The sequence below is a fragment of the Streptomyces sp. AgN23 genome, from assembly GCF_001598115.1.
In the GTDB taxonomy this organism is placed as follows: domain Bacteria; phylum Actinomycetota; class Actinomycetes; order Streptomycetales; family Streptomycetaceae; genus Streptomyces; species Streptomyces antimycoticus.
In genome coordinates, this window is record NZ_CP007153.1 from 1,199,550 (window position 1) to 1,224,963 (window position 25,414).

Annotated in this window: 24 protein-coding genes and 2 pseudogenes; 9 read left to right on the forward strand and 17 right to left on the reverse strand. The window is 71.7% G+C overall.

Going from position 1 to position 25,414, the window contains the following annotated elements:
• The first annotated feature begins 19 nt into the window (after positions 1-19).
• Together AS97_RS05185 and lnt are read left to right on the forward strand one after the other, a co-directional pair.
• Positions 20-2,461, forward strand: a complete 2,442-nt coding sequence (locus AS97_RS05185) for a SpoIIE family protein phosphatase (protein ID WP_210564414.1) — start codon at positions 20-22, stop codon at positions 2,459-2,461.
• 155 nt (positions 2,462-2,616) lie between these two features.
• Positions 2,617-4,140, forward strand: coding sequence for an apolipoprotein N-acyltransferase (gene lnt, locus AS97_RS05190; protein WP_059143941.1), 1,524 nt, complete (start codon positions 2,617-2,619; stop codon positions 4,138-4,140).
• Here lnt and AS97_RS05195 read toward each other — a convergent pair.
• Both AS97_RS05195 and AS97_RS05200 read right to left on the reverse strand, forming a co-directional pair.
• Positions 4,052-5,017 carry a Gfo/Idh/MocA family oxidoreductase gene (locus AS97_RS05195; RefSeq protein ID WP_210564415.1) on the reverse strand — a complete coding sequence of 322 codons (966 nt, stop codon included), beginning with the start codon at positions 5,015-5,017 and terminating at the stop codon, positions 4,052-4,054. The two genes, lnt and AS97_RS05195, sit on opposite strands and share 89 nt — an antisense overlap.
• Positions 5,018-5,039: 22 nt before the next feature.
• Positions 5,040-6,239: an FAD-dependent monooxygenase gene (locus AS97_RS05200; protein ID WP_210564416.1), complete on the reverse strand. Its 1,200-nt coding sequence runs from the start codon at positions 6,237-6,239 to the stop codon at positions 5,040-5,042.
• An 85-nt stretch (positions 6,240-6,324) separates the two neighbouring features.
• On the opposite strand from AS97_RS05200, the gene AS97_RS05205 reads away from it, so the two are divergent.
• Together AS97_RS05205 and AS97_RS05210 are read left to right on the forward strand one after the other, a co-directional pair.
• Positions 6,325-6,987 (forward strand): TetR/AcrR family transcriptional regulator, encoded by a 663-nt coding sequence (locus AS97_RS05205; RefSeq protein ID WP_236669489.1) that lies wholly within the window; start codon positions 6,325-6,327, stop codon positions 6,985-6,987.
• Positions 6,988-7,028: 41 nt separating this feature from the next.
• Positions 7,029-7,535, forward strand: a complete 507-nt coding sequence (locus tag AS97_RS05210) for a DinB family protein (protein ID WP_086705757.1) — start codon at positions 7,029-7,031, stop codon at positions 7,533-7,535.
• A 25-nt stretch (positions 7,536-7,560) separates the two neighbouring features.
• Here AS97_RS05210 and AS97_RS05215 read toward each other — a convergent pair whose 3' ends face one another.
• The 4 genes from AS97_RS05215 to AS97_RS05230 all read right to left on the reverse strand — a co-directional run bounded on the left by AS97_RS05215 (position 7,561) and on the right by AS97_RS05230 (position 10,205).
• Complete coding sequence (locus AS97_RS05215; RefSeq protein ID WP_210564417.1) at positions 7,561-7,929, reverse strand: nitrile hydratase accessory protein; 369 nt, start codon at positions 7,927-7,929, stop codon at positions 7,561-7,563.
• A complete protein-coding gene (gene nthA / locus AS97_RS05220; RefSeq protein ID WP_086705752.1) occupies positions 7,926-8,528 on the reverse strand; it encodes a nitrile hydratase subunit alpha in 603 nt (200 codons plus the stop codon). Before nthA ends, AS97_RS05215 begins: the two co-directional genes overlap by 4 nt.
• On the reverse strand, positions 8,525-9,196 hold the full coding sequence (gene nthB / locus AS97_RS05225; RefSeq protein ID WP_059143859.1) for a nitrile hydratase subunit beta: 672 nt from the start codon (positions 9,194-9,196) through the stop codon (positions 8,525-8,527). The genes nthA and nthB overlap by 4 nt, the downstream gene beginning before the upstream one ends.
• 139 nt (positions 9,197-9,335) lie before the next feature.
• Complete coding sequence (locus AS97_RS05230) at positions 9,336-10,205, reverse strand: alpha/beta hydrolase (RefSeq protein ID WP_210564418.1); 870 nt, start codon at positions 10,203-10,205, stop codon at positions 9,336-9,338.
• Positions 10,206-10,494: 289 nt separating this feature from the next.
• On the opposite strand from AS97_RS05230, the gene AS97_RS05235 reads away from it, so the two are divergent.
• Positions 10,495-11,010 (forward strand): CGNR zinc finger domain-containing protein, encoded by a 516-nt coding sequence (locus AS97_RS05235; protein WP_210564419.1) that lies wholly within the window; start codon positions 10,495-10,497, stop codon positions 11,008-11,010.
• A gap of 96 nt (positions 11,011-11,106) precedes the next feature.
• Here AS97_RS05235 and AS97_RS05240 read toward each other — a convergent pair whose 3' ends face one another.
• The 3 genes from AS97_RS05240 to AS97_RS05250 all read right to left on the reverse strand — a co-directional run bounded on the left by AS97_RS05240 (position 11,107) and on the right by AS97_RS05250 (position 14,372).
• A complete protein-coding gene (locus AS97_RS05240; RefSeq protein WP_059143862.1) occupies positions 11,107-11,571 on the reverse strand; it encodes a hypothetical protein in 465 nt (154 codons plus the stop codon).
• 90 nt (positions 11,572-11,661) lie between these two features.
• Complete coding sequence (locus tag AS97_RS05245) at positions 11,662-13,242, reverse strand: IS1182 family transposase (RefSeq protein ID WP_210564187.1); 1,581 nt, start codon at positions 13,240-13,242, stop codon at positions 11,662-11,664.
• Positions 13,243-13,310: 68 nt separating this feature from the next.
• Entirely contained in the window at positions 13,311-14,372 is a 1,062-nt protein-coding gene (locus AS97_RS05250; RefSeq protein ID WP_210564420.1) for a WYL domain-containing protein, read from the reverse strand.
• Positions 14,373-14,489: 117 nt separating this feature from the next.
• Between AS97_RS05250 and AS97_RS05255 the strand changes: the two genes are divergently transcribed.
• Positions 14,490-14,897 (forward strand): DUF3224 domain-containing protein, encoded by a 408-nt coding sequence (locus tag AS97_RS05255; protein WP_210564421.1) that lies wholly within the window; start codon positions 14,490-14,492, stop codon positions 14,895-14,897.
• Between the two features lie 13 nt (positions 14,898-14,910).
• Here the strand turns inward: AS97_RS05255 and ung are convergent, their stop codons facing one another.
• The 5 genes from ung to AS97_RS05280 form a co-directional block, all read right to left on the reverse strand.
• Positions 14,911-15,591, reverse strand: a complete 681-nt coding sequence (gene ung / locus AS97_RS05260) for a uracil-DNA glycosylase (protein ID WP_059143865.1) — start codon at positions 15,589-15,591, stop codon at positions 14,911-14,913.
• Positions 15,592-15,715: 124 nt separating this feature from the next.
• On the reverse strand, positions 15,716-16,477 hold the full coding sequence (locus tag AS97_RS05265) for an SDR family oxidoreductase (protein WP_059143866.1): 762 nt from the start codon (positions 16,475-16,477) through the stop codon (positions 15,716-15,718).
• 18 nt (positions 16,478-16,495) lie between these two features.
• Positions 16,496-17,257 carry a 3-oxoacyl-ACP reductase FabG gene (gene fabG / locus AS97_RS05270; RefSeq protein ID WP_059143867.1) on the reverse strand — a complete coding sequence of 254 codons (762 nt, stop codon included), beginning with the start codon at positions 17,255-17,257 and terminating at the stop codon, positions 16,496-16,498.
• Positions 17,258-17,439: 182 nt separating this feature from the next.
• Positions 17,440-17,835 carry a DUF3037 domain-containing protein gene (locus tag AS97_RS05275; RefSeq protein ID WP_059143868.1) on the reverse strand — a complete coding sequence of 132 codons (396 nt, stop codon included), beginning with the start codon at positions 17,833-17,835 and terminating at the stop codon, positions 17,440-17,442.
• The gene (locus AS97_RS05280; RefSeq protein ID WP_059143869.1) at positions 17,832-18,656 is read right to left on the reverse strand and encodes a HipA family kinase; all 825 of its coding nucleotides are present in this window, start codon (positions 18,654-18,656) and stop codon (positions 17,832-17,834) included. The genes AS97_RS05275 and AS97_RS05280 overlap by 4 nt, the downstream gene beginning before the upstream one ends.
• Before the next feature lie 333 nt (positions 18,657-18,989).
• Between AS97_RS05280 and AS97_RS46905 the strand changes: the two are divergent.
• The 3 genes and pseudogenes from AS97_RS46905 to AS97_RS05290 all read left to right on the forward strand — a co-directional run.
• Positions 18,990-19,070: pseudogene (locus AS97_RS46905) on the forward strand (DNA-binding response regulator); the annotation flags it as partial.
• Between the two features lie 180 nt (positions 19,071-19,250).
• A pseudogene (locus tag AS97_RS05285) lies at positions 19,251-19,445 on the forward strand (transposase family protein); the annotation flags it as partial.
• Positions 19,446-19,618: 173 nt separating this feature from the next.
• Positions 19,619-20,068: a MarR family transcriptional regulator gene (locus AS97_RS05290; RefSeq protein ID WP_247204240.1), complete on the forward strand. Its 450-nt coding sequence runs from the start codon at positions 19,619-19,621 to the stop codon at positions 20,066-20,068.
• Between the two features lie 566 nt (positions 20,069-20,634).
• On the opposite strand, the gene AS97_RS05295 is transcribed toward AS97_RS05290, so the two are convergent.
• Genes AS97_RS05295 through AS97_RS05305 form a run of 3 tightly spaced genes read right to left on the reverse strand, consistent with a single transcriptional unit; the run spans position 20,635 to position 25,395 of the window.
• On the reverse strand, positions 20,635-22,455 hold the full coding sequence (locus AS97_RS05295) for a glycoside hydrolase family 15 protein (protein ID WP_210564422.1): 1,821 nt from the start codon (positions 22,453-22,455) through the stop codon (positions 20,635-20,637).
• A gap of 13 nt (positions 22,456-22,468) precedes the next feature.
• A complete protein-coding gene (locus tag AS97_RS05300) occupies positions 22,469-23,593 on the reverse strand; it encodes an enolase C-terminal domain-like protein (protein WP_210564423.1) in 1,125 nt (374 codons plus the stop codon).
• Between the two features lie 2 nt (positions 23,594-23,595).
• Entirely contained in the window at positions 23,596-25,395 is a 1,800-nt protein-coding gene (locus AS97_RS05305; RefSeq protein WP_059143873.1) for a thiamine pyrophosphate-requiring protein, read from the reverse strand.
• Positions 25,396-25,414 lie beyond the last annotated feature (19 nt).

Genomic DNA, 25,414 nt, shown 5'->3' on the forward strand with positions numbered 1-25,414 from the left:
CGCAGATGGGACGGGTGCAATGGCCATCCCCCGGGGAATCGCGCCGACCGAGGCGCATGTCCCATTCGACATGGCGGATGCGGCCTCGGCGCTGATCGACGCCACGGGGATCATCATCGGCTGGACCCCGGCGGCGGAGAGACTGCTGGGCTATCCGGCGGCCGACGCGATGAAGCAGCCGGCCAGGATGCTGCTGGTGGCACCCGAGGACGCGGCGCAGGCCGGGGCGATCGGCTCGTGGTGCCAGGCGCACGACGACTGGGGCGGCCTGGGGCGGCTCCGGCACCGGGACGGCCGCCGGATCGAGGTGGGGCTGCGGGTCTGCGCGATGCGCGTTCCGGGCGGCGACGTCTCCTGGCTGGTCTCCGGGATCGATATGGGCTCCGCCCCGGCCTGGGCGCTCAGCGGCTCGCTGCTCCAGGCGTTCCTCACCCGGTCACCGATCGGGATGGCCGTGCTCAGCCCGGATCTGCGCTATGTGTGGATGAACGACACGCTGGAGCGCTACGGCGGGCTGCCGCGCGAGCAGCGGATGGGGCGCCGGATGGCGGAGTGCCTGCCGGGGCTGGACACCGAGGCGCTCGAAGCGCAGATGCGGCAGGTGCTGAAGACCGGCAGGCCGGTGATCGACTACGAGTACCGGGGCTGGACGATGGCCCATCCGCACCGCGAGCACGCGTACTCGACCTCCTTCTTCCGGCTGGACAACGCCGAGGGCCATCCGGTGGGCGTGTGCTACATGGGCATCGACGTCACCGACCGCTGGCGGGCCCGGGAGCGGCTGGCGCTGCTCAACGAGGCCAGCGCGAACATCGGCAGCACCCTGGACGTCATGCGCACCGCCCAGGAGCTGGCCGACTTCGCGGTGCCGCGGCTCGCCGACTTCGTCACCGTCGATCTGCTGGACTCCGTACTGCGTGGCGAGGAGCCCATGGAGAGCGCCGGCGACACCCTGCCCGCCTTCCGCCGCGCCGGTCAGGCATCGGTCCGGGAGGGCTGTCCGGAGTCCATCGCGAGGTTGGGGGACGCGGTCGCCATCTCCGCCACGTCCCCCTTCGCCTGCTGCTTCTTCTCCGGGGAGGCCCTGCTCGACCCCGTGATGGACAGCTCCATCAGCGCCTGGTCCGGGGAGGACCCGGCGCGGACGGCGAAGGCGCGCGAGTTCGGGATGCGGTCGCTGATGGTGGCGCCGATCGGGGCACGCGGCGCCCTCCTGGGCGTGGCCTCGTTCGTCCGCTCCCACCATCCGGACCCGTTCGAGGGGGACGATCTGCTGCTCGCCGAGGAGCTGGTCGCGCGGGCCGCGCTGAACATCGACAACGCCCGCCGCTACAGCCGTGAGCACGCCGCCGCGCTGGCCCTGCAGCGCAGTCTGCTGCCGCACGCCCTGAGCGGCGGCCAGGCCGTCGAGGTGGCCTCGCGCTATCTCCCCACGGACGCGCGCAACGGAGTCGGCGGCGACTGGTTCGATGTGATCCCGCTGTCCGGTGCCCGGGTGGCGCTGGTGGTCGGCGATGTGGTCGGGCACGGCATCAACGCCGCGGCAACCATGGGGCGTTTGCGCACCGCCGTGCACACGCTCGCCGATATGGACCTGCCGCCCGAGGAGTTGCTGGCCCACCTCGACGACCTGGTCATCCGGCTCACCGAGGAGGAGACCGGGCAGGAGGGCGTGGCGGCCGCGGTGCTCGGCGCCACCTGTCTGTACGCGATCTACGACCCGGTCACCCAGCAGTGCACGATGGCGCGGGCGGGCCACCCGACCCCCGCGATCGTGGATCCCTCGGGCGAGGTCTCCTTCCCCGAGCTGCCCGCCGGTCCCCCGCTGGGCCTCGGGTCGCTGCCGTTCGAGTCGGCGGAGCTGACGCTGCCCGCCGGAAGCCTGATCGCCCTCTACACCGACGGACTGATCGAGACCTGCGACCAGGACATCGACGTGGGTCTCGGCCGGCTGAGCAACACCCTCGGCCAGGCCGCGCTGCCGCTGGAGGAGCTCTGCTCCCTGGTGGTCGACACCCTGCTGACGTCCCCGCAGACCGACGATGTGGCCCTGCTGCTGGCCCGTACCCGCGCGCTGGGCGCCGGGCATGTCGTCTCCTGGGACCTGCCCCGCGATCCGGCCGTCGTGGCCAGCGCCCGCTCCCTGGCGATGCACCAGCTCGCCGAGTGGTGTCTGGAGGAGGTGATGACGACCACGGAACTGATCGTCAGCGAGCTGGTCACCAACGCCATCCGCCATGGCGTCGGCCCCATCCGGCTGCGGCTGATCCGGCACGACGTGCTGATCTGCGAGGTCGCCGACACCAGCAGCACCTCACCGCGGCTGCGCCACGCCCGCACCACCGACGAGGGCGGCCGCGGGCTGTTCCTCGTCGCCCAGCTCACCCGCCGCTGGGGAACCCGCTACACCGAGGGCGGCAAGCTCATCTGGGCCGAACAAGACCTCCCGGAACCGGCATGAAGCACGCTCCGACGCGCCCCCGGCCTATTCATGATCGGCCGACTCCCGCACACTGGCCCTGGGCCGACAGGAGGGGAGCGTCGAAGGTGCGGAGGCCGGTCGACGGCGAGGATCGGTGGGGGCGGCGGGTCGCCTCCCCTTGGTGGCGCGGCGCGATGGCGCTGCTGGCGGGCGCGCTGCCCGCGCTGGCCTTTCCCGCGCCCTCGCTGTGGTGGTGGGCGTATGTGGCCCTGGTGCCCTGGCTGCTGCTGATGCGCTCGGCGCCCACCGGCCGCCGGGCGGTGCTGGACGGCTGGCTGGGCGGCGCCGGGTTCCTGCTCGCGGTGCACCACTGGCTGATGCCGAGCCTGCATGTGTTCATCGTGTTCCTGGCACTGCTGCTGGGGCTGTTGTGGGTGCCCTGGGGATGGCTGACGCACCGGCTGCTGCACGGCCGCCCGGGCTCCGGGCGGGTGGCGGCGGCGCTGGTGGTGCTGCCGTCCGCCTGGCTGATGGCCGAGCTGGTGCGCTCCTGGCAGTATCTCGGCGGGCCCTGGGGGCTGCTGGGCGCGAGCCAGTGGCAGGTGGCGCCCGCGCTGCGGCTGGCCTCGGTGGGCGGGGTATGGCTGCTCGGCTTTCTGCTGGTCATGGTGAACGTCGCGGTGGCCGTGCTGATCGCGGTGGCCCGGGCCCGTACGGTGGCGCTGGCCGGGCTCACCGCGTGCGGCGCCGTGGCGGCCGGGGCGTGGGCCTGGGTGCCGCAGGCCAAGGAGCCCGGGACGGCGCGGATCGCGGTGGTGCAGCCGGGGGTCATCCCGGGGCCGGGGCCGCGCTTCGAGCGCAGCGCGGAGCTGACCCGGCAACTGGCCGGCCGCCATGTCGACCTGGTGGTGTGGGGCGAGAGCAGCGTGGCCCAGGATCTGACCACCCACCCGGAGGTGCGCGGGCGGCTGGCCGCGCTGTCCCGGACGGTCGGCGCGGATCTGCTGGTCAACGTGGACGCGCGGCGCAGCGATATGCCCGGCATCTACAAGAGTTCGGTGCTGATCGGGCCGAACGGCCCCACGGGGCAGCGCTACGACAAGATGCGGCTGGTCCCCTTCGGGGAGTACATCCCGGCCCGGCCGTTGCTGGGCTGGGCCACCTCGGTGGGGAAGGCGGCCGGTGAGGACCGCCACCGGGGCACGAAGCCGGTGGTGATGACGCTGCCGGATTCCCTGCGGATCGGGCCGCTGGTGTGTTTCGAGTCGGCGTTCCCGGACATGAGCCGGAACCTGGTGCGGGACGGGGCGCGGGTGCTCGTCGTCCAGTCCTCGACCTCGACCTTCCAGCAGAGCTGGGCGCCCGAGCAGCATGCCTCGCTGGCCGCGCTGCGGTCCGCCGAGACCTGGCGGCCGATGGTGCACGCCACGCTGACCGGGGAGAGCGCGGTGTTCGGGCCGCGCGGCGAGCCGGTGGGCCCCCGGATGCCCACCGATGCCAGCGCGGCCACCGTCTACACGGTGCCGCTGGGACAGGGCACCAGCCCGTATGTGCGGATCGGGCCCTGGCCGGTGTACGGGGCGATGGCGGCGCTCGCCGTCTTCTGCGCCGCCGAGGGGGGCCGGGCGCTCAGACGGCGGACGGACCGGCCGTCGGATCAGGGGCCGGACCGTTCGTCGGACCAGCGGACAGACCAGCCGACTCCAGGGCGTCCCTGACGACCCGTTCGCACAGCTCATGGGTGCGCAGCGCGTCCTCGGCGCCGATCCGCCGCCCGGAGCGCACCGCGTCCAGGAAGGCGTCGGTGATCTGCTCGATCCCGCGCTGCCGCGCCACCGGCACCCAGTCGCCCCGGCGGCGCACGCTCGGCTGGCCCTTGTGGTCGATGACCTCGGCGAGGTTGAGCACCTGCCGCTTGGTGTCCTGGCCGGAGACCTCCAGGACCTCCTCGGTGGAGCCGCTCATCCGGTTCATCACGCCGAGCGCGGTGAATCCGTCCCCGGACAGCTGCAGCAGCACATGGTGTATCAGCCCGTCGCGGATCCTGGCCCGCACATCGATGTGGTCCACCGGCCCGGGCGCCAGGAAACGCAGCGTGTCGACGACGTGGATGAAGTCGTCCAGCACCAGGGTGCGCGGGTCCTCGGCGAGGCCGACGCGGTTCTTCTGCAGCAGGATCAGATCGCGCGGATGGTCCAGGCACTGCGCGTAGCCGGGCGCGTAACGCCGGTTGAAGCCGACCATCAGGCTCACCCCGCGCTCCTCGGCGAGCCGCACGATCCGCTCGCTGTCGGCGAGGTGGTACGCGAGCGGCTTGTCGACGTAGGTGGGCACCCCGGCCTCGATCAGCCGGGTGACGAGGTCGGCGTGGGCGTCGGTCGGGGCGTGCACGAAGGCCGCGTCCAGCCCGGCCGCGAGCAGCGAGTCGAGGTCGGCGTGGCGCTGGGCGTCCGGGACGCGATAGGTGTCGGCGACCTGCCGCAGGGTGGCGGGGGTACGGGTCTGCAGATGCGGCTCCAGGCCGGGGCGGGCCATGAGCACGGGCAGATACGCCTTCTGCGCGATGTCGCCGAGCCCGACGCAGCCGACCCTCATATGTGCTCCCCGCAATCCTCGGTCATGCCTTTCGCTGTGCCCCCGAAGGATACGTGCGGGTGGGCGGATGCCAGTCGGCGATGCCGTCGAAGGAGCGGAGGGCCAGACCGGGGACAAGGCGGCCGACGGCGGCGATGGCGACGTCGCGCAGGGCGACTGCCGGGGCGCTGGTGAGGGTGATCATGCGGGCGGTGCGCGCCGAGCGGCGTACCACGTCCATCGTGCGGGGCAGCCGGTGGCGGGTGTAGGCGGCCAGGGCGGCGGAGGGGTCGGCGGTGTCGGGAGCCAGCTGGTGGGCGAGGACGACGGCGTCCTCGATGGCCTGGTTGCCGCCCTGCCCCATCGTGGGGGCCATCGCGTGGGCGGCGTCGCCGAGGACGGCGACCCGGCCCCGGTGGTAGGCGGGCAGGGGCTCGGCCATGTACCTGATGTCATGGCGCAGTACGTCCTGGGGCGCGGCGGCGGCGAGGATGTCGGGGACGGGCCGGTGCCAGTCGCCGTAGAGCCGCAGGAGTTCGGACCTCTCGTCGTCGGGGGCGCGGCCGCCGGGCGGGGTGACGGCCGCCGCGTAGGCGTAGACCCGGCCGTCCTTGAGCGGCTGGGTGCCCCAGATCCGGCCCCTCCCCCAGGTCTCATGGGGCTCGAACGGCCGGCCGGGGTCGGGGATGACGACACGCCAGGTGGTGAATCCGGCGTAGCGGGGCCCGGGGTGGTCGGGGAAGAGCGTGTGGCGGACGGCCGAGTCGATGCCGTCGGCGCCGATGACGAGGTCCGCCTCGTACGCGCCGTCCTCGGTGGTGACCCGCGCCGGGCGGTCGGCGCCGCCGGGGTCGGCCAGCCGGGCGGCGGCCCCGGTGCGGACCACGCCCTCGGGCAGCCGGGAGACGAGCAGGTCGACAAGGGTGGCCCGGTGGAGGAGGACCAACGGGCCGCCGAACCGCTCGGCCGTCGCCGCGCTGTCCATCCGGGAGAGCCAGCGGCCGCCGGGGGTGCGCAGTCCGCCGCCGCCCTGCCAGGCGGCGAGCGCGCGCACATCGTCGCCGAGGTCGATGGCGTCCAGGGCGCGCTGGGAGTTGGGGGCGAGTGAGATGCCGGCGCCGACGGGCTCGAGGCGGGCGGCCCGCTCCAGGACGGTGAGGGACCAGCCGCGGCGGTGCAGGGCCGCGGCGGCGGTGAGCCCGCCGACTCCGGCACCGATGACGACGGCACGGGGCTGCTGCATGACTCCTCCAAGGCAACTACAGGTGTAGTACTCATCACGTTACTACATTTGTAGTGCGTGCGGCGGATGGGCTTAGGTTGGCCCCATGACCGCTGATCGAACCGCCGCCTCCGCATCGGCCGCTCCCGTCTCCGCATCGGCCACGTCCGCGTCCGCCGCCTCCCGTGCCGAGCTGATCGCCGACACCGCCCTGGGGCTGCTGGCCGAGCGCGGGATGCGCGGGCTGACGCACCGTGCGGTGGACGAGGCGGCCGGGCTGCCGCTCGGCTCGACCTCGAACCACGCCCGGACCCGCGCCGCCCTGCTCAAGGCGGCGGTCCGGCGGCTGGCCCAGCGGGAGGCGGCGGTGCTGACGCCCGACGAGATGCCGCGCTCGGCCGGCGCGGCGCGGAACGGAGCCGATCCGGTCGCGGAGCCGGCCGACGCGCTCTCGCTCGCCCTGCACCGCTCGCTCACCGCCCAGCGCGATCTGCTGATCGCCCGCTACGAACTCGCCCTGGAGGCGACCCGCCGCCCCGAGCTGCGGGAGTTCTACGACGCGACGGGGCGCGGCTTCCGCGAGCCGCTCGAAGCGATGATGACGGCGCTCGGCTCCACCGAGCCCCGGCGGCACGCACGGTCACTGGTCGCCTGGTGCGAGGGGCTGATGTTCAGCTGCGCCGCGGGCGCCGACCACGACGCCGTACCCGACCGCGCGACGCTGCGCACCGGCTTCGCGGAGCTGCTGCGCGGGATGCTGAACGAATAACGCGTGGCGGGCCGAGCGGCCGGACCGCCATCATGACCGCCATGACGACCGCAGAACGCCGCGAAGCGCCCCGGACCGCCGATGAACGCACCAGCCTGGAGGGGTGGCTGGACTTCCACCGCGCGACCCTCGCCCTCAAATGCGAGGGGCTGGACGACAAGCAACTGCGCGAGGCGTCGGCGCCGCCGTCCGAACTGACCCTGCTCGGCCTCGTACGGCATATGGCCGAGGTCGAACGCAGCTGGTTCCGGCGGGTGTTCGCCCACGAAAACACGCCGCCGATCTGGTACAGCGAGGAGGACCCGGACGGGGAGTTCCACGTCGCCGACGGAGACACCGCGGAGAGTGCCTTCGCCATCTGGCGGGACGAGATCGCCAAGGCCAAGGAGGCCGCCGCGGGCCATTCCCTGGACGATGTCGTCACCCGTCCCGGCCGTGGGGACTACAACCTGCGCTGGATCTATCTGCACATGATCGAGGAGTACGCCCGCCACAACGGCCACGCCGACCTCATACGCGAGCGGATCGACGGCGTCACCGGCGACTAGGGCACATGGCGAGGGCGCCCCGGGATCAGTGGGCGTGGTGGTGCTCGTGGTCGTGGCCGTCGCGGTGGTCGTGGTCCGGGGGGCGTCGCGCCAGGGCAAGGGTGCGGGCGGTGACTTCGTCCGCCGAAACGGCGCACCGACCGGCGAGCGTGTCCTCCAGTGCGGCCAGCCAGAGCCGGTAGTAGTGGTACGGCTCGTCGGGTGCCGCCGCGGCCTCCCAGGCCGCGATCCGGGCGATCAGCGCGGCCTGGAACTCCGGCCAGGTGAAGGCACCCGCCTCGTACAGGCTGACGGCCATGCCGAAGGCGCGGCTCTCCCAGGGCTCGGCGAACACCAACTCACCGTTGGAGCGCGGTGGCGCGGCCGGGCCCTCGATGTCCAGTGGCGCGGTCATGGTGCCGCCACCTTGGCCACGCCGACCATCGCCTCCCGGGTCACCAGCGGCACGAGCTGTTCCTCGGAGAGGTGCTCGGTGCCGGCCGGACGCTCGGGCAGCACCAGCCAGCGCACCTCGCTGGTGGAGTCGTGGACGGTGATCCGCACGTCGTCGTCGAGTTCGAGGCCCATCTCGGACAGCACCGTGCGGGGCTCCTTGACCACGCGCGCACGGTAGGCGGGGTCCTTGTACCAGCTCGGCGGCAGGCCGAGCACCGGCCACGGGTAGCAGGAGCACAGCGTGCACACCACCACATGGTGCGTGGTCGCGGAGTTCTCCACCACGACGATGTGCTCGCCCTGCGGCCCCGAGAACCCCAACTCCCCGATGGCCGCGGTGCCGTCCTGGAGCAGCCGCCGCCGGTACTCCGGGTCGGTCCATGCCCTGGCGACGACCTTGGCGCCGTTGAGCGGGCCCACGTTGGTCTCGTAGGTGGTGATGATCTCGTTCATCACCTTCGGGTCGATCAGGCCCCGCTCGGTGAGCAGTTGCTCGAGCGCCTCGGTGCGCAGGGCCACGGGAGGCGCCTCGCCCGGTCCGCCATCGGTGCGGGTCATGAGGTGGCCTCCAGGTAGTTCTCGAACAGGTCGGCGGTGACCGCGAAGGGCTCGGCGTCGGCGCCCCACAGCTCGCGCGAGTCGAAGCGCACCGAGTAGACGTACCGCGGGTTCTCGCCCTGGAAGTGGGCGTTGGTGTCCGGCAGTACGAAGGCGGGCTGGACGACCTCGACGATCCCGGTGTGTCCCCGTGCGTAGCCCGGCAGCCGGGTGTGCCCGGGCACCGGCATGGTCTTGGTCCGCACCCGCTCGCCGACAGCGAAGGCGGGCGGGCGGTCCACCGGGCGCAGCGAGCCCTCGGCGCTCGGCTCGTAGTCGGGCACGGCGGGCTCGGGGATCGGCGGCTCCTCCACGCGTTCGCCCCGCAGGTTGCGGGCGCGGGCGCGGATCGCGCCCGGCGCGAGGACGGCACTGTCGGTGAGCATCAGCTCCGCGCCGTTGAGCCAGCGCCCGTAGTAGCCGTCGTCCAGATAGGCGGCGCGGTCCAGGCGCTCGAGCCCGTGCCGGAAGGCGTCCAGGTTGACGCCGCCGAAGGCGATACGGCCGGAGAGACTGGCGAGCGCGAAGGCCCGGCCCTGCCAGGGCTCCTCGAAGACCGGTTCATCACGCCTCGGAGGACGGACGGGGCCCCATCCCGGGGTGCCGCCCATATCAGCGATGCCGTCCACGGCGGGCCTCCCCATATGGCCGCATAACGGAACTATGGGAATGAATCATACGCGACGGGCGTCATCCGGGCCGCGACGACGGGCGCCGCATGGGTCCCGGGACCGCACCCGAACGCCGCGATCCCGGCACCTGGGCGGGTCAGGCCAGGACACGGCCGAGGAAGTTGCGGATATACGCGGTGATCGACTGCAGATGGCTTTCGAGGGCGAAGTGCCCGGAGTCGAGCAGATGGATCTCGGCGTCGGGCAGGTCCTGGCCGAACGCCTCCGCGCCCGCCGGGCCGAAGATCTCGTCGTTGGCGCCCCAGACCGCCAGCAGCGGGACCCGGGAGTCGCGGAAGTACTGCTGGACCCGCGGGTAGAGGTCCACGTTGGTGGGGTAGTCGCGGAAGAGCTTGAGCTGGATCTCGTCATTGCCGGGGCGGTCCAGGAGTGCCTGGTCGTGCACCCAGTTGTCGGGGCTGACCAGGGTGGGGTCGGCGACTCCGTTCAGATACTGCCAGCGCGTGATCTCGGCGGTCAGGGCGCCGCGCATGGGGGCCTCGGTCTCCGGCCCGGGGGCCTCGGCGTAGGCGAACACGCCGTCCCAGAACGGCTTGACGAAGCCGTCGACGTAGGCGTTGCCGTTCTGGGTGATGATCGCGGTGATGCGGTCCGGGTCGCGCAGCGCGAGCCGCCAGCCGATGGGGGCGCCGTAGTCCTGTACGTACATCGCGAACCGGTCGACGCCCAGGCCCTGCAGCAGGCCCGAGGTGACCTGGGCGAGGGCGTCGAAGGTGTAGGGGAAGTCCCGCAAGGAGGGCATCACCGACTGGCCGAACCCGATGTGGTCGGGGGCGATGACGCGGTATCGGTCGGCGAGCGCCGGGATCAGGTGGCGGAACATGTGCGAGCTGGTCGGAAAGCCGTGCAGCAGCACTACGACGGGCGCCTGGGGGTCACCGGCCTCCCGGTAGAAGACCTCCAGGCCATCGACGGTGGCGGTGCGGTGGTGGACTACGACAGTCATCACTCTAACCTTTCTACGCGGCTTCAGTGGTTACACAACCCAGTCGAGCACGCTAGGGCTAACCAGTCAAGAAGCTTTAGAGGGTTAGATTGAATCCCGGGTTGAATCCTGGGTCGCCGTCTCCGTACAGCGGCGCCCTGATTCAAGCCTCCGCCCGTCCGCGGCCGTCGGCCAGTGCGGTCGGCGCCGAGGCGCCGCCACCACATCGCCGTCCGGCACCCGGGCGGCCGGCACAACCGCTGCACGCTGCGCTAACCTGTCACACGAGGCAAAACGGTTAGGACGTGTCATGGTGACCACGCAGGAGCAGCAGGACACGCTGCTGGAACTCCTCAACAGCACACCGGTGGTCCGCGGGGTCGTCCAGGACCAGCTTGCGGATCCGGAAACGGCCAGGTCCTGGCAGCAGGCGCACGGCGGCAGCGGCACCGCGGAGGAGCACGCCTGGCTCCTGCGGGCACGGGACGCACTGCAGGACGTGGTGCGCGGCGGCCGGCCGGCCGCTTCACTGGCTCCGCTCCTCGACGGGGTCACCTCCCGCCCGGGGGTCTCCTCCGAGGGGGTGTCCTGGGAGCTCGACGCCCCGGAGGAGCGCCGGATGGCAGTGGAGTCGGTGATGGCCTGGAGCGCGCTGCTGGAGACGATGTCCGGGCGGCTGCGGCCGTGCGCCAACCCGGAGTGCCGGCGCTTCCTCCTCGACCGCAGCAAGACCAACAAGGCCCGCTGGTGCTCGATGGCGATCTGCGGCAACAGGATGAAGGCCAGGCGCCACTACCAGCGCACCCGGGACGGAGCGACCCAGTAGCCGTCGCCGCGCCGGCGGTCGGAGCCTCCGGCCGCCGATCGGCCTCTGGTCCCTTTAGCCCTCTGGTCCCCCTAGCCCTCTGGTCCCCCTAGTCCCCTAGTCCTCGACGGCGCCCTCCAGAGCCAGCGTCAGCCGCAGGATGGCGGCCCGCACCCCGTCGCCGTACGGGTCCTCGCCGAGCGCACCGGCGGCCGCCCGCGCGAGCGCCAACTGGCCGCGGGCCGCCTCCTCCTGGCCCAGCTTCAGGTAGCCGGTGGCCACATTGAGGTGGAGGGAGGGGACGAACGCGCGCGGGGCCAGGGCCCCGGTGAGCCCGTCGGCGGCGGCGAGCGCCCGCAGATTCCAGATCAGCTCGTCGAGCGGATCGTCCTGGGTGTCGGCCAGGTAATGGGCGAGGGCGCAGCGGTGGAAGGGGGCGCCGTCCCGTTCGATCTCCTGCCACAGCGCGGCGAGGCGATTGCGCGCCTCCTCCCGGTCACCGCCCCGGTGCAGCATGACCGCCTGCCCGATCCGGGTCAGTACGGCATCGCCGTTGGGCGCCTCCCGCTGGGCTTCCGTCATCGCGGCCTCCCGACCTTCGAGCGAAGCTAGAAGGCCGATGAAGATCTTGGTGAGGGGCTGTCCGGCCGGAGGCCGGATGGCCCCTCTTCGTTATGTGGTGGCTGGGGCGAGGTGCCAGGCGCCGTCGATGCGGGTGAGTCCGAGGTTGATCAGTCGGCGGAGGTTGAGGGCGGCGGCTCGGGTGTGGAGCCAGGTGTCGTTCTTGAGGGTGCCGCGGTAGCGGAGTCGGCGGTTGCCGTGGTGGACGAGCCATGCGACGGCGCGTTCGACCGGTGGTCTCCAGCGGCGGTAGTCGGCCTGCCAGTCAGGATCGGTGGCGGCCTGGTGGCGGGCGGCCGCTTGGAGGTCGTGGTGCGGGCGGATGGTCAGGATGCGTCCGGCCTTGGCCTTGGTGCACTGCTCGCGCAGGGGGCATCCGGTGCATAAGTTCCCGAAAGAGGCTTTGCGCTGGTGGTGCTGCCCGCCGGGGTCGGACAGGCCCACGGCGTGTCCGGCCGGGCAGGTCACGATGGCGGTGGTGGTGTCGATGGCGAAGTCGTCGAGGGTGAAGCCGCCGGGGACGGCGGGCCGCAGCGGGGCGGGTTTGAGGAACAGCCGGTGCCCGGCCCGGTCCAGGGCCTGGCGGGCGTCGCCGGTGGAGTAGGCGGTGTCACCGAAGGCGTCCACCGGGGTGTCCTCGTCGGCGAGCAGCTCAAGACCCACGGCAGCCTCATGGTGCTCGGGCCCGGAGCCGGGCCGCAGGGCGACGGCGGTGTATAAGCCGGTCTCGGGCTCGATGGCCAGATGGGCCTTGAAACCGTCCTGCTGGTGGCTGCGGGTCTTGTGGATGTGCCGGGCTTCCGGATCGATGGTGGAGACCATCCGGCCAGGGACGGTGCCCCGGGTGATGCGCCAGCGTCCGTCGCGGCCGTCGGAGTCCTCGGCGGGCTCGACGTCCTGACCGGCGACCAGGGCCAGGATGCCCACCGCGTTCGCGGCCTTCTCGCCGAGTTGCTGTTCGGGCAGGTGACCCAGCAGCCGCAGCGCGTCCGTGACGAGTGCGTCGACCAGCTCGGCGCGGGCCTGCTCGTCGTTCCAGGCGATCTTCGGTTTGCCCGGGTCGGTGTAGTCGTGGGCGGTGCACTGGGCAGCGGCGGCCGTGTCGGCGCCGGGGACTTCGCGGATCACCGCGCGGACGGCGGCGATGATCTGGGTGACGGTGTCCTGGGTGGCGACCGCGTCGTCCAGCACAGTGGAGTCCAGAGCCCGGCGGTGCTTGCCCTTGAGGACACCGGTGGCCTTCACGACCTCGCGTACGGTCTCGAAGATGCGGTTCGGGCGGGCGGAACGGGCCAGCCGGCGGCGGAAGTAGGCCAGCAGCGATGGATCGAACGCCATGTCGTTGAGGCCCAGGCCGCATGCGGCCTTCCACCGCAGGTCGCACCGCAATTCCTGGACTGTCTCGAAGTCCGACAGCCCGTGCAGGGCCTGTAGCGCGATCGCGGCGGCCAGGATCTGCGGCGGCATGCTCGGCCGTCCATTCGCCGACGGATACATGTCCACGAACATCTCAGCCGGGAACAGCTCGCCACGATGCTCGGCCAGGAACGCGAACACACTCCCGGCCGGAATCAGGTCCCGGCAGGTCTCCCACACATCCGGCCCGACCATCTCGCCGACCCACTCACCCATCGCCACAAGACAAGTCTGGCCCTGCCGCTGACACGGCAGGGCCAGAACCCAAGATCTTCACGAGCCTTCTAGGGGGTGTTCTGCGGATCATGCACCGTTCGCCATGCCCCGCTCGGCGTGTCGTGGTTCGGCGGGGCCCCGGGGGTGTCGCCCTTCGGCGCGCCGTAGCGGCGGGCCAGTTCGGCGACGGCGCGGGCGACGGCCGACCGCAGCTCGGGCGGCCCGAGCACCTCGGCGTCGGTGCCCAGCCGCAGCATGTCGTGGACCGCGACCGGCAGCGACTCCACCGGCAGGACGACACGCCGGCGCCCCCGGTCGTCGGGCGGGCCCGCCGCGGCCACCGCCTCCGCGCCCACCGCTCCGAACTGCATCGGGAGCAGCTGCACCCCGCGCTCGGAGAGCAGGAGTTCGGCCTCGCCGTGGAAGCGCGAGGACTCCAGGCGGCGGGACGACTCCGCCCAGTAGGCGGCGAGGTCGAACCCGGCGGGCCGGTCGAAGACCTCCTCCAGCACCTCGGCAGCGAGGATCCGGGAGACCCGGTAGCTGCGCACGGTGTCCTCGACCCTCGCCACCAGGTACCAGATGCCGCCCTTGAGGACGAGGCCCAGCGGGCACAGCTCCCGCCGCACCTCGCCGCGCCAGCGGCGGTAGTGCACCCGCAGGACCCGCAGCTCCCATACGGCCTCGGCGGCCGCCGCCAGATGGGGCACCGGCTCGGCATCGCGGAACCAGCCCGGCGCGTCGAGGTGGAAGCGCTCCTGGATGCGACGGGAGCGCTCCCCCAGCTCGGCCGGGAGCGCGGCCCGCAGCTTGAGCTGGGCCGTGGTGAGGTCGGCGCCCAGACCCAGCTCGGCGGCCGGGCCCGGCATCCCGGCGAGGAAGAGCGAGTCGGCCTCGTCGCCGGTGAGCCCGGTCAGCCGGGTGCGGTAGCCGTCGAGCAGCCGGTAGCCCCCGGCCGGGCCGCGGTCGGCGTACACCGGCACACCGGACGCGCTCAGCGCCTCCACATCGCGGTAGACGGTGCGCACCGAGACTTCCAGCTCGGCGGCGAGGTCGGGCGCGGTCATCCGGCCCCGGTTCTGCAGCAGCAGAAGCAGCGAGAGAAGGCGGTCGGCGCGCATGCGGTCCATTGTGGGTGCCGTACCTGACAAAAGATGTCAGGTACGGCCGCCAGAGTGGCTCCCACAGCCGATCCACCACAGATCCGGCCCCTGACCGGCCCCTGACGGCCCCCGAAAGGACCCGCCATGACCACCCACACCACCGGCCACTTCACCTACGCCGACTGGAAGGAGACCGCTCTCGAAGAGGTCGAGGGCAGCGGCGCGAAGCCGGCCCAGGCCGTGGTGACGAACGCCTTCTCGGGCGGCATCGAGGCACCGCGGACGAGCTGCAATTACGCGATCACCTATCTGTCCGAGAAGACCGGCGTCTGCTGCGGCTACGAGCTGCTGACCGGCACCCTCGACGGGCGCGCCGGCAGCTTCGTCGTACTGCAGCACGGCAGTTGGGGCGAGGACGCCACCGTCCACTGCACCTTCGAGGTGGTGCCCGGATCCGGCACCGGCGAGCTGACCGGGCTCACCGGATCGGGCACCTTCGCCGCCGTACGCGGGGAGACCGAGATCCCCTACAGCTTCGACTACACGCTCTAGCCGTGCCGTCCGGTCAGGCGCCGAGATCCGGGATCCGCCAGTCGATCGGGGTGTGTCCCTGGGCCTTGACCGCCTCGTCGATATGGGTGAAAGGGCGCGAGCCGAAGAACTTCTTCGCCGACAGCGGGGACGGGTGCGCCCCCTTCACCACCGCATGCCGCGACTCGTCGATCAGCGGCAGCTTCTTCTGGGCGTAGTTCCCCCAGAGCACGAAGACAGCGGGATCGGGGCGCGAGGCCACCGCGCGGATCACCGCGTCGGTGAACTTCTCCCACCCCTTGCTCTTGTGGGAGTTGGCCTCGCCGCCCCGGACCGTCAGCACCGCGTTGAGCAGCAGCACACCCTGCCGCGCCCACGGCATCAGATAGCCGTTGTCCGGCACCGGGTGGCCGAGCTCCTCCTTCATCTCCTTGAAGATGTTCCGCAGCGACGGCGGGGTCTTGACGCCCGGCCGCACCGAGAAGCACAGACCGTGGCCCTGACCCTCGCCGTGGTACGGGTCCTGCCCGAGGACGAGCACCTTCACCTGGTCGAACGGGGTGGCCTCCAGGGCGGCGAACACCTCCTCGCGCGGCGGGTACACCGGCCCCTTGTCCCGCTCCTCCTCGACGAACTCGGTGAGCTCCTTGAAATAGGGCTTCTCCAGCTCCTCGCCGAGGACCCCGCGCCAGGACTCGGGCAGCACATAGGGCACGTCTACAAACCTCCGGTCGTGTTCCGTTCAGGGCACAGAACCTACCGGTGGCCACTGACAACGCCTCATGCGGACCGGGCACCGGCCCACGGTGCCTTTGGCGCGGGGTCGGGCCGGGCGCCGGTCAGCCGATCCCGGCGCCCAGGAGGATGCCGCCGTCCACGACGAGCGTCTGGCCGGTGACCCACGCCGCCTGGTCGGAGGTGAGGAACGCGGCCGCGCCCCCGATGTCCTCCGGGGCGCCGAGCCGCTTCAGCGGATAGGCCGCGGCAACCTCCTCCTCCCGCCCCTCGTACAGGGCGGTGGCGAACTTGGTCTTCACCACCGCCGGCGAGATGGCGTTGACGCGGACCCGCGGGGCGAACTCCTGGGCGAGCTGCACCGTGAGGTTGATCATGGCGGCCTTGCTGACCCCGTAGGCCGCGATGAACGGCGAGGGCGACATCCCGGCGAGCGAGGCGATGTTGACGATCGTGCCGCCGTTCTCCTGCTGCCAGGCCTTCCAGGTCCGCTGGGCGAAGCCCAGTGCCGAGACGACGTTGGTCTCGAAGACCTTACGGATCACATCGAGGTCGAGATCGGCGATGGGCGAGTACACCGGGTTGGTGCCGGCGTTGTTGACCAGGTGGTCGATCCGCCCGAACGCCTCCATCGTCCGCTCGACGGCGGCCGCCTGGTGCGCCTGGTCGTGGGCCTTCCCGGCGGCGTAGATCGCACGGTCGGACCCGAGCCGCTCCACGGCCTCCTTGAGCGCGTCCTCGTTGCGCCCGGTGATGCACACCCGGTCACCGCGGGCCACCATGGCCTCGGCGATGGCGTAGCCGATTCCCCGGCTCGCCCCGGTGATGAGCGCGGCCTTGCCGCTGTCCTGTATCTGCTCGGACATCTGGTGGGTGACTCCTGATCAGTTGAGCGGGCCGCCGGCCACGTACAGGACCTGGCCGGAGACGAAACCGGCCGCCTCGCCGGTGAAGAAGGCGACCGCGTTGGCGATGTCACCGGGCTCCCCGACCCGCTGCACCGGGATCTGGCTCGCGGCGGCCTTCTGGAAGTCCTCGAAGCCCATGCCGACGCGCTGGGCGGTGGCGGCGGTCATGTCGGTGGCGATGAACCCGGGCGCCACGGCGTTGGCGGTGACGCCGAACTTGCCGAGCTCGATGGCGAGGGTCTTGGTGAAGCCCTGCATTCCGGCCTTGGCGGCGGAGTAGTTGACCTGGCCGCGGTTGCCCAGCGCCGAGCTGCTGGAGAGGTTGACGATCCGGCCGAAGCCCGCGTCCACCATGTGCTTCTGGCAGGCGCGCGACATCAGGAACGCGCCCCGCAGATGCACGTTCATCACGGTGTCCCAGTCGGACTCGCTCATCTTGAAGAGCAGATTGTCGCGGAGCACGCCCGCGTTGTTGACCAGGATCGTCGGCGCGCCGAGCTCCTCGGCGACACGCGCGACGGCGGCCTCGACCTGCTCGGCGTCCGACACATCGCAGCCCACGGCGATGGCCTTGCCGCCCGCCTCGTTGATCTTCTCCACGGTGTCCGCGCAGGACCCCTCGTCGAGGTCGAGCACGGCGACGACGCGACCCTCCTCGGCCAGGCGCACGGCGGTCGCCGCGCCGATGCCGCGGGCTGCGCCCGTCACGATGGCAACGCGCTGCTCGGTGGTGGACATGCGGGTTCTCCCTCGCATCGATGGCGGCTCACCGTCCCGGCCCCGGGAGTGAGCAACCGCTTAGTCTCTCCTGCGCACGAGACGCTATGAGGCCCGCCACCGCCTGTCAACGACCGCCCTTATGCACTCGCTCACCTCCGGGCACTTTCACCCGGTGTGTCACCGCACCAGCAGCCGGTGTGTCACCGCACCAGCAGATCGAGCAACCGCTCGACCTCCGCCTCCGCGTCCGCCGTCAGCCCCGTGTGCACCGGCCCCGGCTGGACGACCGTGGAGCGCGGCGCGACAAGCCAGCGGAAGCGCCGCCCCGGGTCCTCCTCCGCCGCCTGACCGGCCTGCTCTCCCCCGCAGCAGACGCACTCCACCGCGCGCAGCGCGGCCCGTACCGCCCGCACGTCCGCCGAGGGGTCGAGGGCACGCAGCCGGTCCTCGTCCAGATGGACCCGGGCCGCCACGAAGGACGTGGCGCGGCAGTAGACGACGACGCCCGCGTTGATCTGCTCACCGCGCTCGACCCGGGGGACGACGCGCAGCACGGCGTATTCGAAGACATCCCGGCCGTTGTGGAACCCGCTCACTTCGACGCCTTTCCCTCGACCCACACCCGCAGCCACTCCGGGGCCTTGGACGGCTCCTCACCGGCGCGCTCGCCGAGCGTGATCCTCCCCCCGACCGTGGCCGCCCGCTCCAGCAGCACCTCGACATAGGCGCGGCGCACCGCGTCCGGCCCGTCGAAGCCCGGCTCGTCGGTCAGCCACTCGTCGGGGACGTCCGCGACCACCTCGGTGAGCAGCTCCTCGGTGATCAGCGGCGCCAGGGCCTCGGCCGCCGCGGCGACATCCGGCGCGAACGGCGCGAGAACATGCTCGGAGGCGTCGTACGGCTTGCCGGCGGCCTTGTCCAGGCCGCGCCAGCCGTGGTGCCAGATCATCGTGGCGCCGTGGTCGATGAGCCACAACTGCCCATGCCACACCAGTAGGTTGGGGTTGCGCCAGGAGCGGTCCACATTGCCGATGAGCGCGTCGAACCACACCACCCGGCCGGCCTCCTGCGCACCCACCTCGAAGGCGAGCGGGTCGAAGCCGAGCGAGCCGGGCAGGTAGTCCATGCCCAGATTGAGCCCGCCACTGGCCTTGAGCAGCTCCTGCACCTCCTGGTCGGGCTCACTCAGACCGATCACCGGGTCCAGCTGCATCCGCACCAGCTCCGGAACCCGCAGCCCCAAACGGCGACCCAGCTGACCGCACACGACCTCGGCGACGAGGGTCTTACGTCCCTGTCCGGCGCCGGTGAACTTCATGACATAGGTGCCCAGATCATCGGCCTCGACGATGCCCGGCAGCGATCCGCCTTCACGCAGTGGCGTGACATAGCGGATCGCGGTGACTTCGGTCAACATTTTCCCAGGCTATCCGACGCACTGACCTTGCAATTCACCATTGACTCCGGGCAGGAACAAACCGGGGAATCCGCTGCCCTAAGCCCTTCATCTCGCTTCGGAGCATTCGGCGGCGAAGGCGCTGAGCCGGTCAATCAGGCTCAGGTAGGTGGCGGGGTCCGCGGTGCTCTGCATGGGGGACGCATCCTGGAGGCAGTGCTGCTGCCCCAAGCCACCCGAGCTCAGGAAACGCGCGGCTCGGCCAGCAGTGGCGCTGGACGCTACGGCTACCGCGTCACCTCCGCCGGTGACGGTTGACCGGTCTTGAACTGTTCCGGGAGGGCGGGCACCGGCCTGCTGATGCTGGACGTCATGCCGCCGGAACTCGACGGCATCGGGCTGTGGTGCCGCCGGATCCGGGAGACCAGCACGGCCCATCCCGATGCTGTCGCCCCCGCGGGTGCCAGAGTTACGCGTTCATGCGGGCCGCCTCTACGCGATCCAGTTCCACTACGCCTTGCCGGACGACATGTGGTGTGTGGAGCCGAGCGAAGCCGTGCCGGCGCCGGCGGCGTGGGCTGCGAATCCCAGGGCAGAGACGCACCTGTCATCGTGTACTGACGGACGAACCTGACAATGCGGCAGCTCGCACCGCTCTTCGGGTTCTCGAGGTCGGCAGCGGATCACATCGTCGACCACCTCGGGCCCGCCCTGGCTCTGCAACAACGCAAGCGATTCGGCAAGGACACCGTGCTGATTGTGGACAGCGCCCTGCTCCCCGCACGGGACCACACGGTTGCCGAGCAAACGTGGTCGGCCGCCCCCTCCTTGGGCGGTGAGCGAGTCGGCGCCGGCATCCGACGCCCCGTGGCGGCATGGGTCAGGAGCGTACGGGGGGCACCGGGCACGCGGCATCGAGACCGGGACGGTAGAAAGGGCGTATGCCCCGTCCTTCTCCAGCCTCCGAGTCCGATGCCGAGGCGATGGTCACCGCCCTGCTGACCGCGTCCAGGCTGCTTGTCGCCGTGTCCGCCCGGTCGTTGGCCGCGGTGGAGGATTCCCTGACCTTGCCGCAGTTCCGCATGTTGGTCGTCCTCGACGGCCGGGGGCCGTTGAGTCTGTCCAGGCTGGCGGGGGAGCTGGGGGTGCGGCCATCGACCGCGATGCGCATGATCGACCGCCTGGTCGCGGCAGGCACGGTAGCGCGCGGTGTCACCGCGGAGGACCGGCGCACCAGCATGATTTCCCTCACTGAAGACGGTCGGCGGATTGTGCACGAGGCCACCAGCCGGCGGCGACGGGAGATCGCGGGCATTGTCGACGTCATGCCACCCGGTCAGCGGCGTCATCTCATCGAGGCGCTGCAGGCGTTCACGGAAGCAGGTGGCGAACCCTCCGTGGAGGACGGTCCGCAGACGCACGCGACCTGGTGACCTCCCACAGCGGCCCCAGCGCGTGTACGGAGCGCTCCGCGTCCGGCGCACCCAACCGCGCGGACGGGCCGCAACCGGAGGCGAGATGGTACGCCCCGGTCGCCGGGTCGCGACCGGTCACCTCCTGGACGGCCTGCCGCGACAGGCCGCTCGTACGACCCCTACGTGTGAGCAGCAGCATCCGGCCGCCCAGCAGCCACCCCAGGCGCCGGCGGCAGCGCAGGAGCGGCGCCCGGAACATCACCCCGCGCAGCCCGGAAGGCGGGGGGCACCCGCGTACGGCGGTTCGCCATCGACGGGTCTCCTCTCATCGAACTTCCCCAGCGCGAAACCGGCCGCGCCGGGTGATGTGGTCGGCCGTGGTCGCCTCCGAGGTCAACCTCACCGTCCTCGACCACCAGAACGTCCTGGACGACTCCGGCCTGGTCGACGAGGCCACCTACGACGACATCGCCTCCACCTTCTGACACCCGCAGGCATGCCACGACGGCAGGCACGCGGCCGATCGCGGCACTGGCGCCCGTGATGACGACCGACTGGGACATGAGCGGTCGGGTTTCCTTCTGCTAGGGGGCAGCCTTCGTGGGCCGAGGCGGCTTCCCCGGGGTGGTCGCGGGGCCGGCCAGCCGTGCCGACGCTTCGAGCATCAGGGCGTGGACGAACGCCTGGGGCAGATTGCCCAGCAGCCGGCGCTGGGCGACGTCGTACTCCTCCGCGTACAGGCCCGGCGCTCCGCAGGCGCCGCGGTTGCGCTCGAACCAGCGGTATGCGTCGATCTCGTGGCCCTGCTGGTGCTCCGCGAGTGCCACGACGAAACCGCAGAGAAGGAACGCGCCCTCGGCCTCGTTGAGGGGCCGTTCGTCATGCCGGAAGCGGTAGGCGTAGAAGCCGTCGGTCAGCTCCGCGGTGTAGGCGCGGAGGGTGGCCCGGGTGCGGGGATCGTCGGCCGGCAGCAAGCCCCGCAGGGGAGGCAGCAGCAGCGCGGCATCGAGCGAGGGGTCGTCCGGGGAGCGCTGCCAGCGCCCGTCCGGGTGCAGGGCGCGCCGGGCGGTGTCGGCGACGATGGCATCCGCCAGAGAGGACCATTCATGGGCCGACGGCCCGCGGTGGGCCGCGTCGGCGATCCGGCGCAGCCCGGCGGCGCAGATCAGACGGCTGTGTGTCCAGGCGCGGTTGTCCAGCTCCCAGATTCCGGCGTCCGCCTCCCGCCACCGCCGCCGGATGGCGTCTGCCGCGATCCCGGCGGCCGCCCAGCCGTCGCCGTCCAGCCTGCCATGCTCCGCCGCGGCGGCGAGGAGCAGCAGCGCCTCGCCGAAGCAGTCGAGCTGGAACTGCCGGTTGACGTGATTGCCGATCCGGTCGGAGCCGCCGGGATAGCCGGGCAGGTCGAGCGGCTGCTGGTCGGGGACCGGGTGGCCGTCCACGGTGTACGCGGGGCTCAGGTCCGGCCCGTCGGCGTGCAGCCTGGCCATGGCGAAACGGACCGCGTCGTCCAGCAGCGGTCCGGGGGCAGTCGCGGCCACGGCCTGGCCCGCATAGGACTGATCGCGGATCCACACGTACCGGTAGTCGTAGTTGCGGCCCTCTTCGGCGCGTTCGGGCAGGCTGGTGGTGGCCGCGGCGACCATCCCGCCGTCGGCGCTCGTCATGCCGCGCAGTACCGCGTAGGCCTGGCGGGCGTCACGGACCGCCACGGTGTCGCCGAGCCCCGGGACCGCCGAGGCCCAGGACCGCTCGGTGGCCGCCCAGGCCCGTCCCGGATCGACGGTCGGTGTCCGCAGGGGCCCGGCTCCCAGTTCCAGCACCAGATCACGCCGCTGGCCCTCCGCCAGGTCCAGCTCCAGCGTGAACCGGCAGCCGTCCCCGCCCTCGCCGGCCGGCCGGGCGTCCTCGGCGCCCGACCACCGCAACGCCAGCCCGCCCAGCCGCGCCCGCCACTCGCCCGACGCGCCGCGCCGCATCTCGCGCATCGGCTCCCGCCCGTAACCCGCCACCGGGTGCAGCACCACCTGGACCCGGGCGGGCCCCTCGCGGGCCACGATGCGCCGGAGCAGGACCAGCCGCCCGGTCTCCCCGGGGAACGCCAGCGCATCGCGGCACTCGACGATGCCGCTGCGCGTCACCCACCGGCTGCGCCAGATCAACGAGCCGTCCTCGTACGCGCCGCCGGGCACGAACCGTTCCGCCGGAGTGACGGCGTACAGTCCGCCGCCTCCGATGAGCGCGGCGAACACCGCGTCGTCGTGCCAGCGCGGCGCGCACAGCCAGCAGATCTCGCCGCGCGGGCCGACCAGGGCGCCGCGCTCGCCGTCGGCGAGCAGCGCGTAGCTGCCCAGGTCCTGCGGCGGATAGCGGGGCGTCTCGCCCGGCCGGTGGACTCTGGTCATCGTCGCGGTGTCCTCAGGCGATGCGGTAGGGATCGGCACGGTCGGCACGCAGCGTGAGCCCATGGCCGGGTGACCGGTCCTCGCCCGGCCGGACGGTACCGCCCGCCGGGTCCAGAGCGCCGCTGAAGAGCAGATTCTCGATACGCACATGATCGTGGAACCATTCCAGGTGCCGCAGATTGGGTACGGACGCCGCCGCATGGGCGTGGACATGTGGCGCGCAGTGGCCGGAGATCTGCAGACCGGCGGCCTCGGCCAGGGCCGCCGTGCGCAGCCAGCCGGTCAGGCCGCCGCAGCGGGTGGCGTCGGCCTGCAGACAGTCCACGGCGCCGGCTTCGAGCAGATGCCAGAAGTACGGCAGCGTGTAGCCGTACTCCCCGGCCGTCACCTCGGCCGCGACGCCGGCCCTGACCTGCGCCAGACCGGCCCGGTCGTCGGAGGAGACCGGCTCCTCGAACCAGGTGACGCCGTGCGCGTCGAGGTGCGGTCCGAGCCGGATGGCCTGTTTGCGGGTGTAGGCACCGTTGGCGTCGACATACAGCTCCGTATGGTCGCCGACGCTCCGGCGGGCGAGCGCGATGCGCCGCCGGTCGCGCTGCTCCGCGGTGCCCCACGACTCACCGATCTTGATCTTGACCCGTGGAATGCCCTGCTCGGCCACCCAGATGCGCAGCTGCCGGTCCTGCCGAAGGTCGTCGTACGTGGTGAAACCGCCGCTGCCGTACACGGGCACCTCGGCACCGCTCGCCCCCAGCAGCCCGATGAGCGGCACCTGAAGCAGCCGCGCCTTGAGGTCCCACAGGGCGATGTCCACGGCCGAGATGGCGCCCGCGACCAGACCCGGCCGGCCGGCGTTGCGCACCGCCCGGGACATCGCCTCGTTGGCGCCGGGCACGTCCAGCGCGCAGCCGCCGGTCACGATGCCGGCCAGCTGCTCTTCGACGACCTGGGCGGTGGCCGCGGCCCCGTAGGTGTAGCCCAGGCCCGTCGTGCCGCCGGAGCGGACCTGGGCCACGACCACGGTGGTCGAGTCCCAGGCCAGCGTGCCGTCGCCCTCGGGGGCATCGGTGGGAAACCGGTAGACCGAGGTACCGACCGAGTCGACAACGGGGTCCGAGCCCCGGGCGTGGTGGCGCACCGTCAGTCCTCGTGGTGCTTCCGGCCCGGGAGAAACTCCTGGACCTTGGCCTTCAAGCCCTGTTTGACCATCGCCTCACGGTCACTGTCGCCCTTGACGATGGCCGTGGCCGCGGCCTCGATCTGGTCGAGGCTGGCGTGCGGCGGAATCGGCGGCACGGCCGGGTCGGTACGGAAGTCGATGACGAACGGCCGGTCGGCGCCGAGCGCCTTGTGCCAGGCGGCTTCCACCCCGTCGGGCTTTTCCACGCGTACCCCGCCCAGACCGATGGAGTGGGCGAAGTCCGCGTACCGTACGTCCGGGAGGGCCTGGGAGGGCAGGAACTGCGGCGCGCCGGACATGGCGCGCATCTCCCAGGTGACCTGGTTGAGGTCCTGGTTGTTGAGAACCGCGACGATCAGCCGCGGGTCCCGCCACTCGGACCAGTATTTGGCCGCGGTGATGAGTTCCGCCATGCCGTTCATCTGCATGGCTCCGTCGCCCACAATGGCCAGCGCGGGCCGGTCGGGGTGGGCGAACTTGGCTCCGATGACATACGGCACTCCTGGACCCATGGTGGCGAGGGTGCCGGACAGCGAGCCGCGCATGGATCCGCGGATGCGGAGGTGGCGCGCGTACCAGTTCGCCGCGGAACCGGAGTCGGCCGCCAGGATCACGTCGTGGGGCAGCAGGGCGTCGAGGGCGTGGACGACGTATTCGGGGTTGATGGGTTCGGCGTCCACGGCGGCGCGCCGTTCCATGACCTGCCACCAGCGGGCCGTGTCCTTCTCGATCTTCTTGCGCCACGATCCGTGCTTCTTGCGCTTCAGCTGGGGCAGCAGCGCCCGCAGTGTCTCCCGGGCGTCTCCGACGAGGTTGACCTCGAAGGGGTACCGCAGTCCGACCATGAACGGATCGATGTCGATCTGCACCGCGCGGGCCTGGTCGAGTTCGGGCATGAACTGGGTGTAGGGAAAGCTGGATCCCACCACCAGCAGGGTGTCGCAGTCCTGCATCAGCTCATAGGACGGCCGGGTACCGAGCAGCCCGATCGCTCCCGTGACATACGGCAGGTCGTCGGGGAGCGCATCCTTGCCCAGGAGCGCCTTGGCCACCCCCGCGCCGAGGACGTCGGCGAGTTTCTCGACCTCCGCGCGGGCCCCGCGCGCACCTTGACCGATGAGGACGGCGACCTTCTCGCCTGCGTTGAGCACCTCGGCGGCCCGGGTGATCTCCTCGGCGGCGGGGGTCGGCGCGTACCGGGCCATGCCGAGGCTGGAGGGCACCATCTTGAACGCGTGGGTCGGCGGTGAGTAGTCCAGTTCCTGTACGTCGGCTGGGATGATGACGGCCGTCACGGTCCGCTTGGCACGGGCCGTGCGCATCGCCCGGTCGATGACGTTGGGCAGTTGCTCGGGGACGGTGACCATTTCGCAGAAGTCGGCGGCGACGTCCTTGTACAGGTTGCTCAGATCAACTTCCTGCTGGTACGAGCCGCCCATGGCACTGCGATTGGTCTGGCCGACGATCGCCACCACCGGTACGTGGTCGAGCTTGGCGTCGTAGAGGCCGTTGAGCAGGTGGATGGCACCGGGGCCGGAGGTCGCCGCGCACACCCCGACCCGGCCGGAGAACTTCGCGTACCCGACGGCTTCGAACGCGGCCATCTCCTCGTGCCGCGCCTGGATGAACTGCGGCTTGTTCTCGGCCCGCCCCCAGGCGGCCAGCAGGCCGTTGATGCCATCGCCCGGGTAGGCGAAGACGTGCTCCACGTCCCACTCGCGCAGTCGCTGGAGAATGTAGTCGGACACTTTGCTCGACACGGTTTTTCCTCTCTCGTCT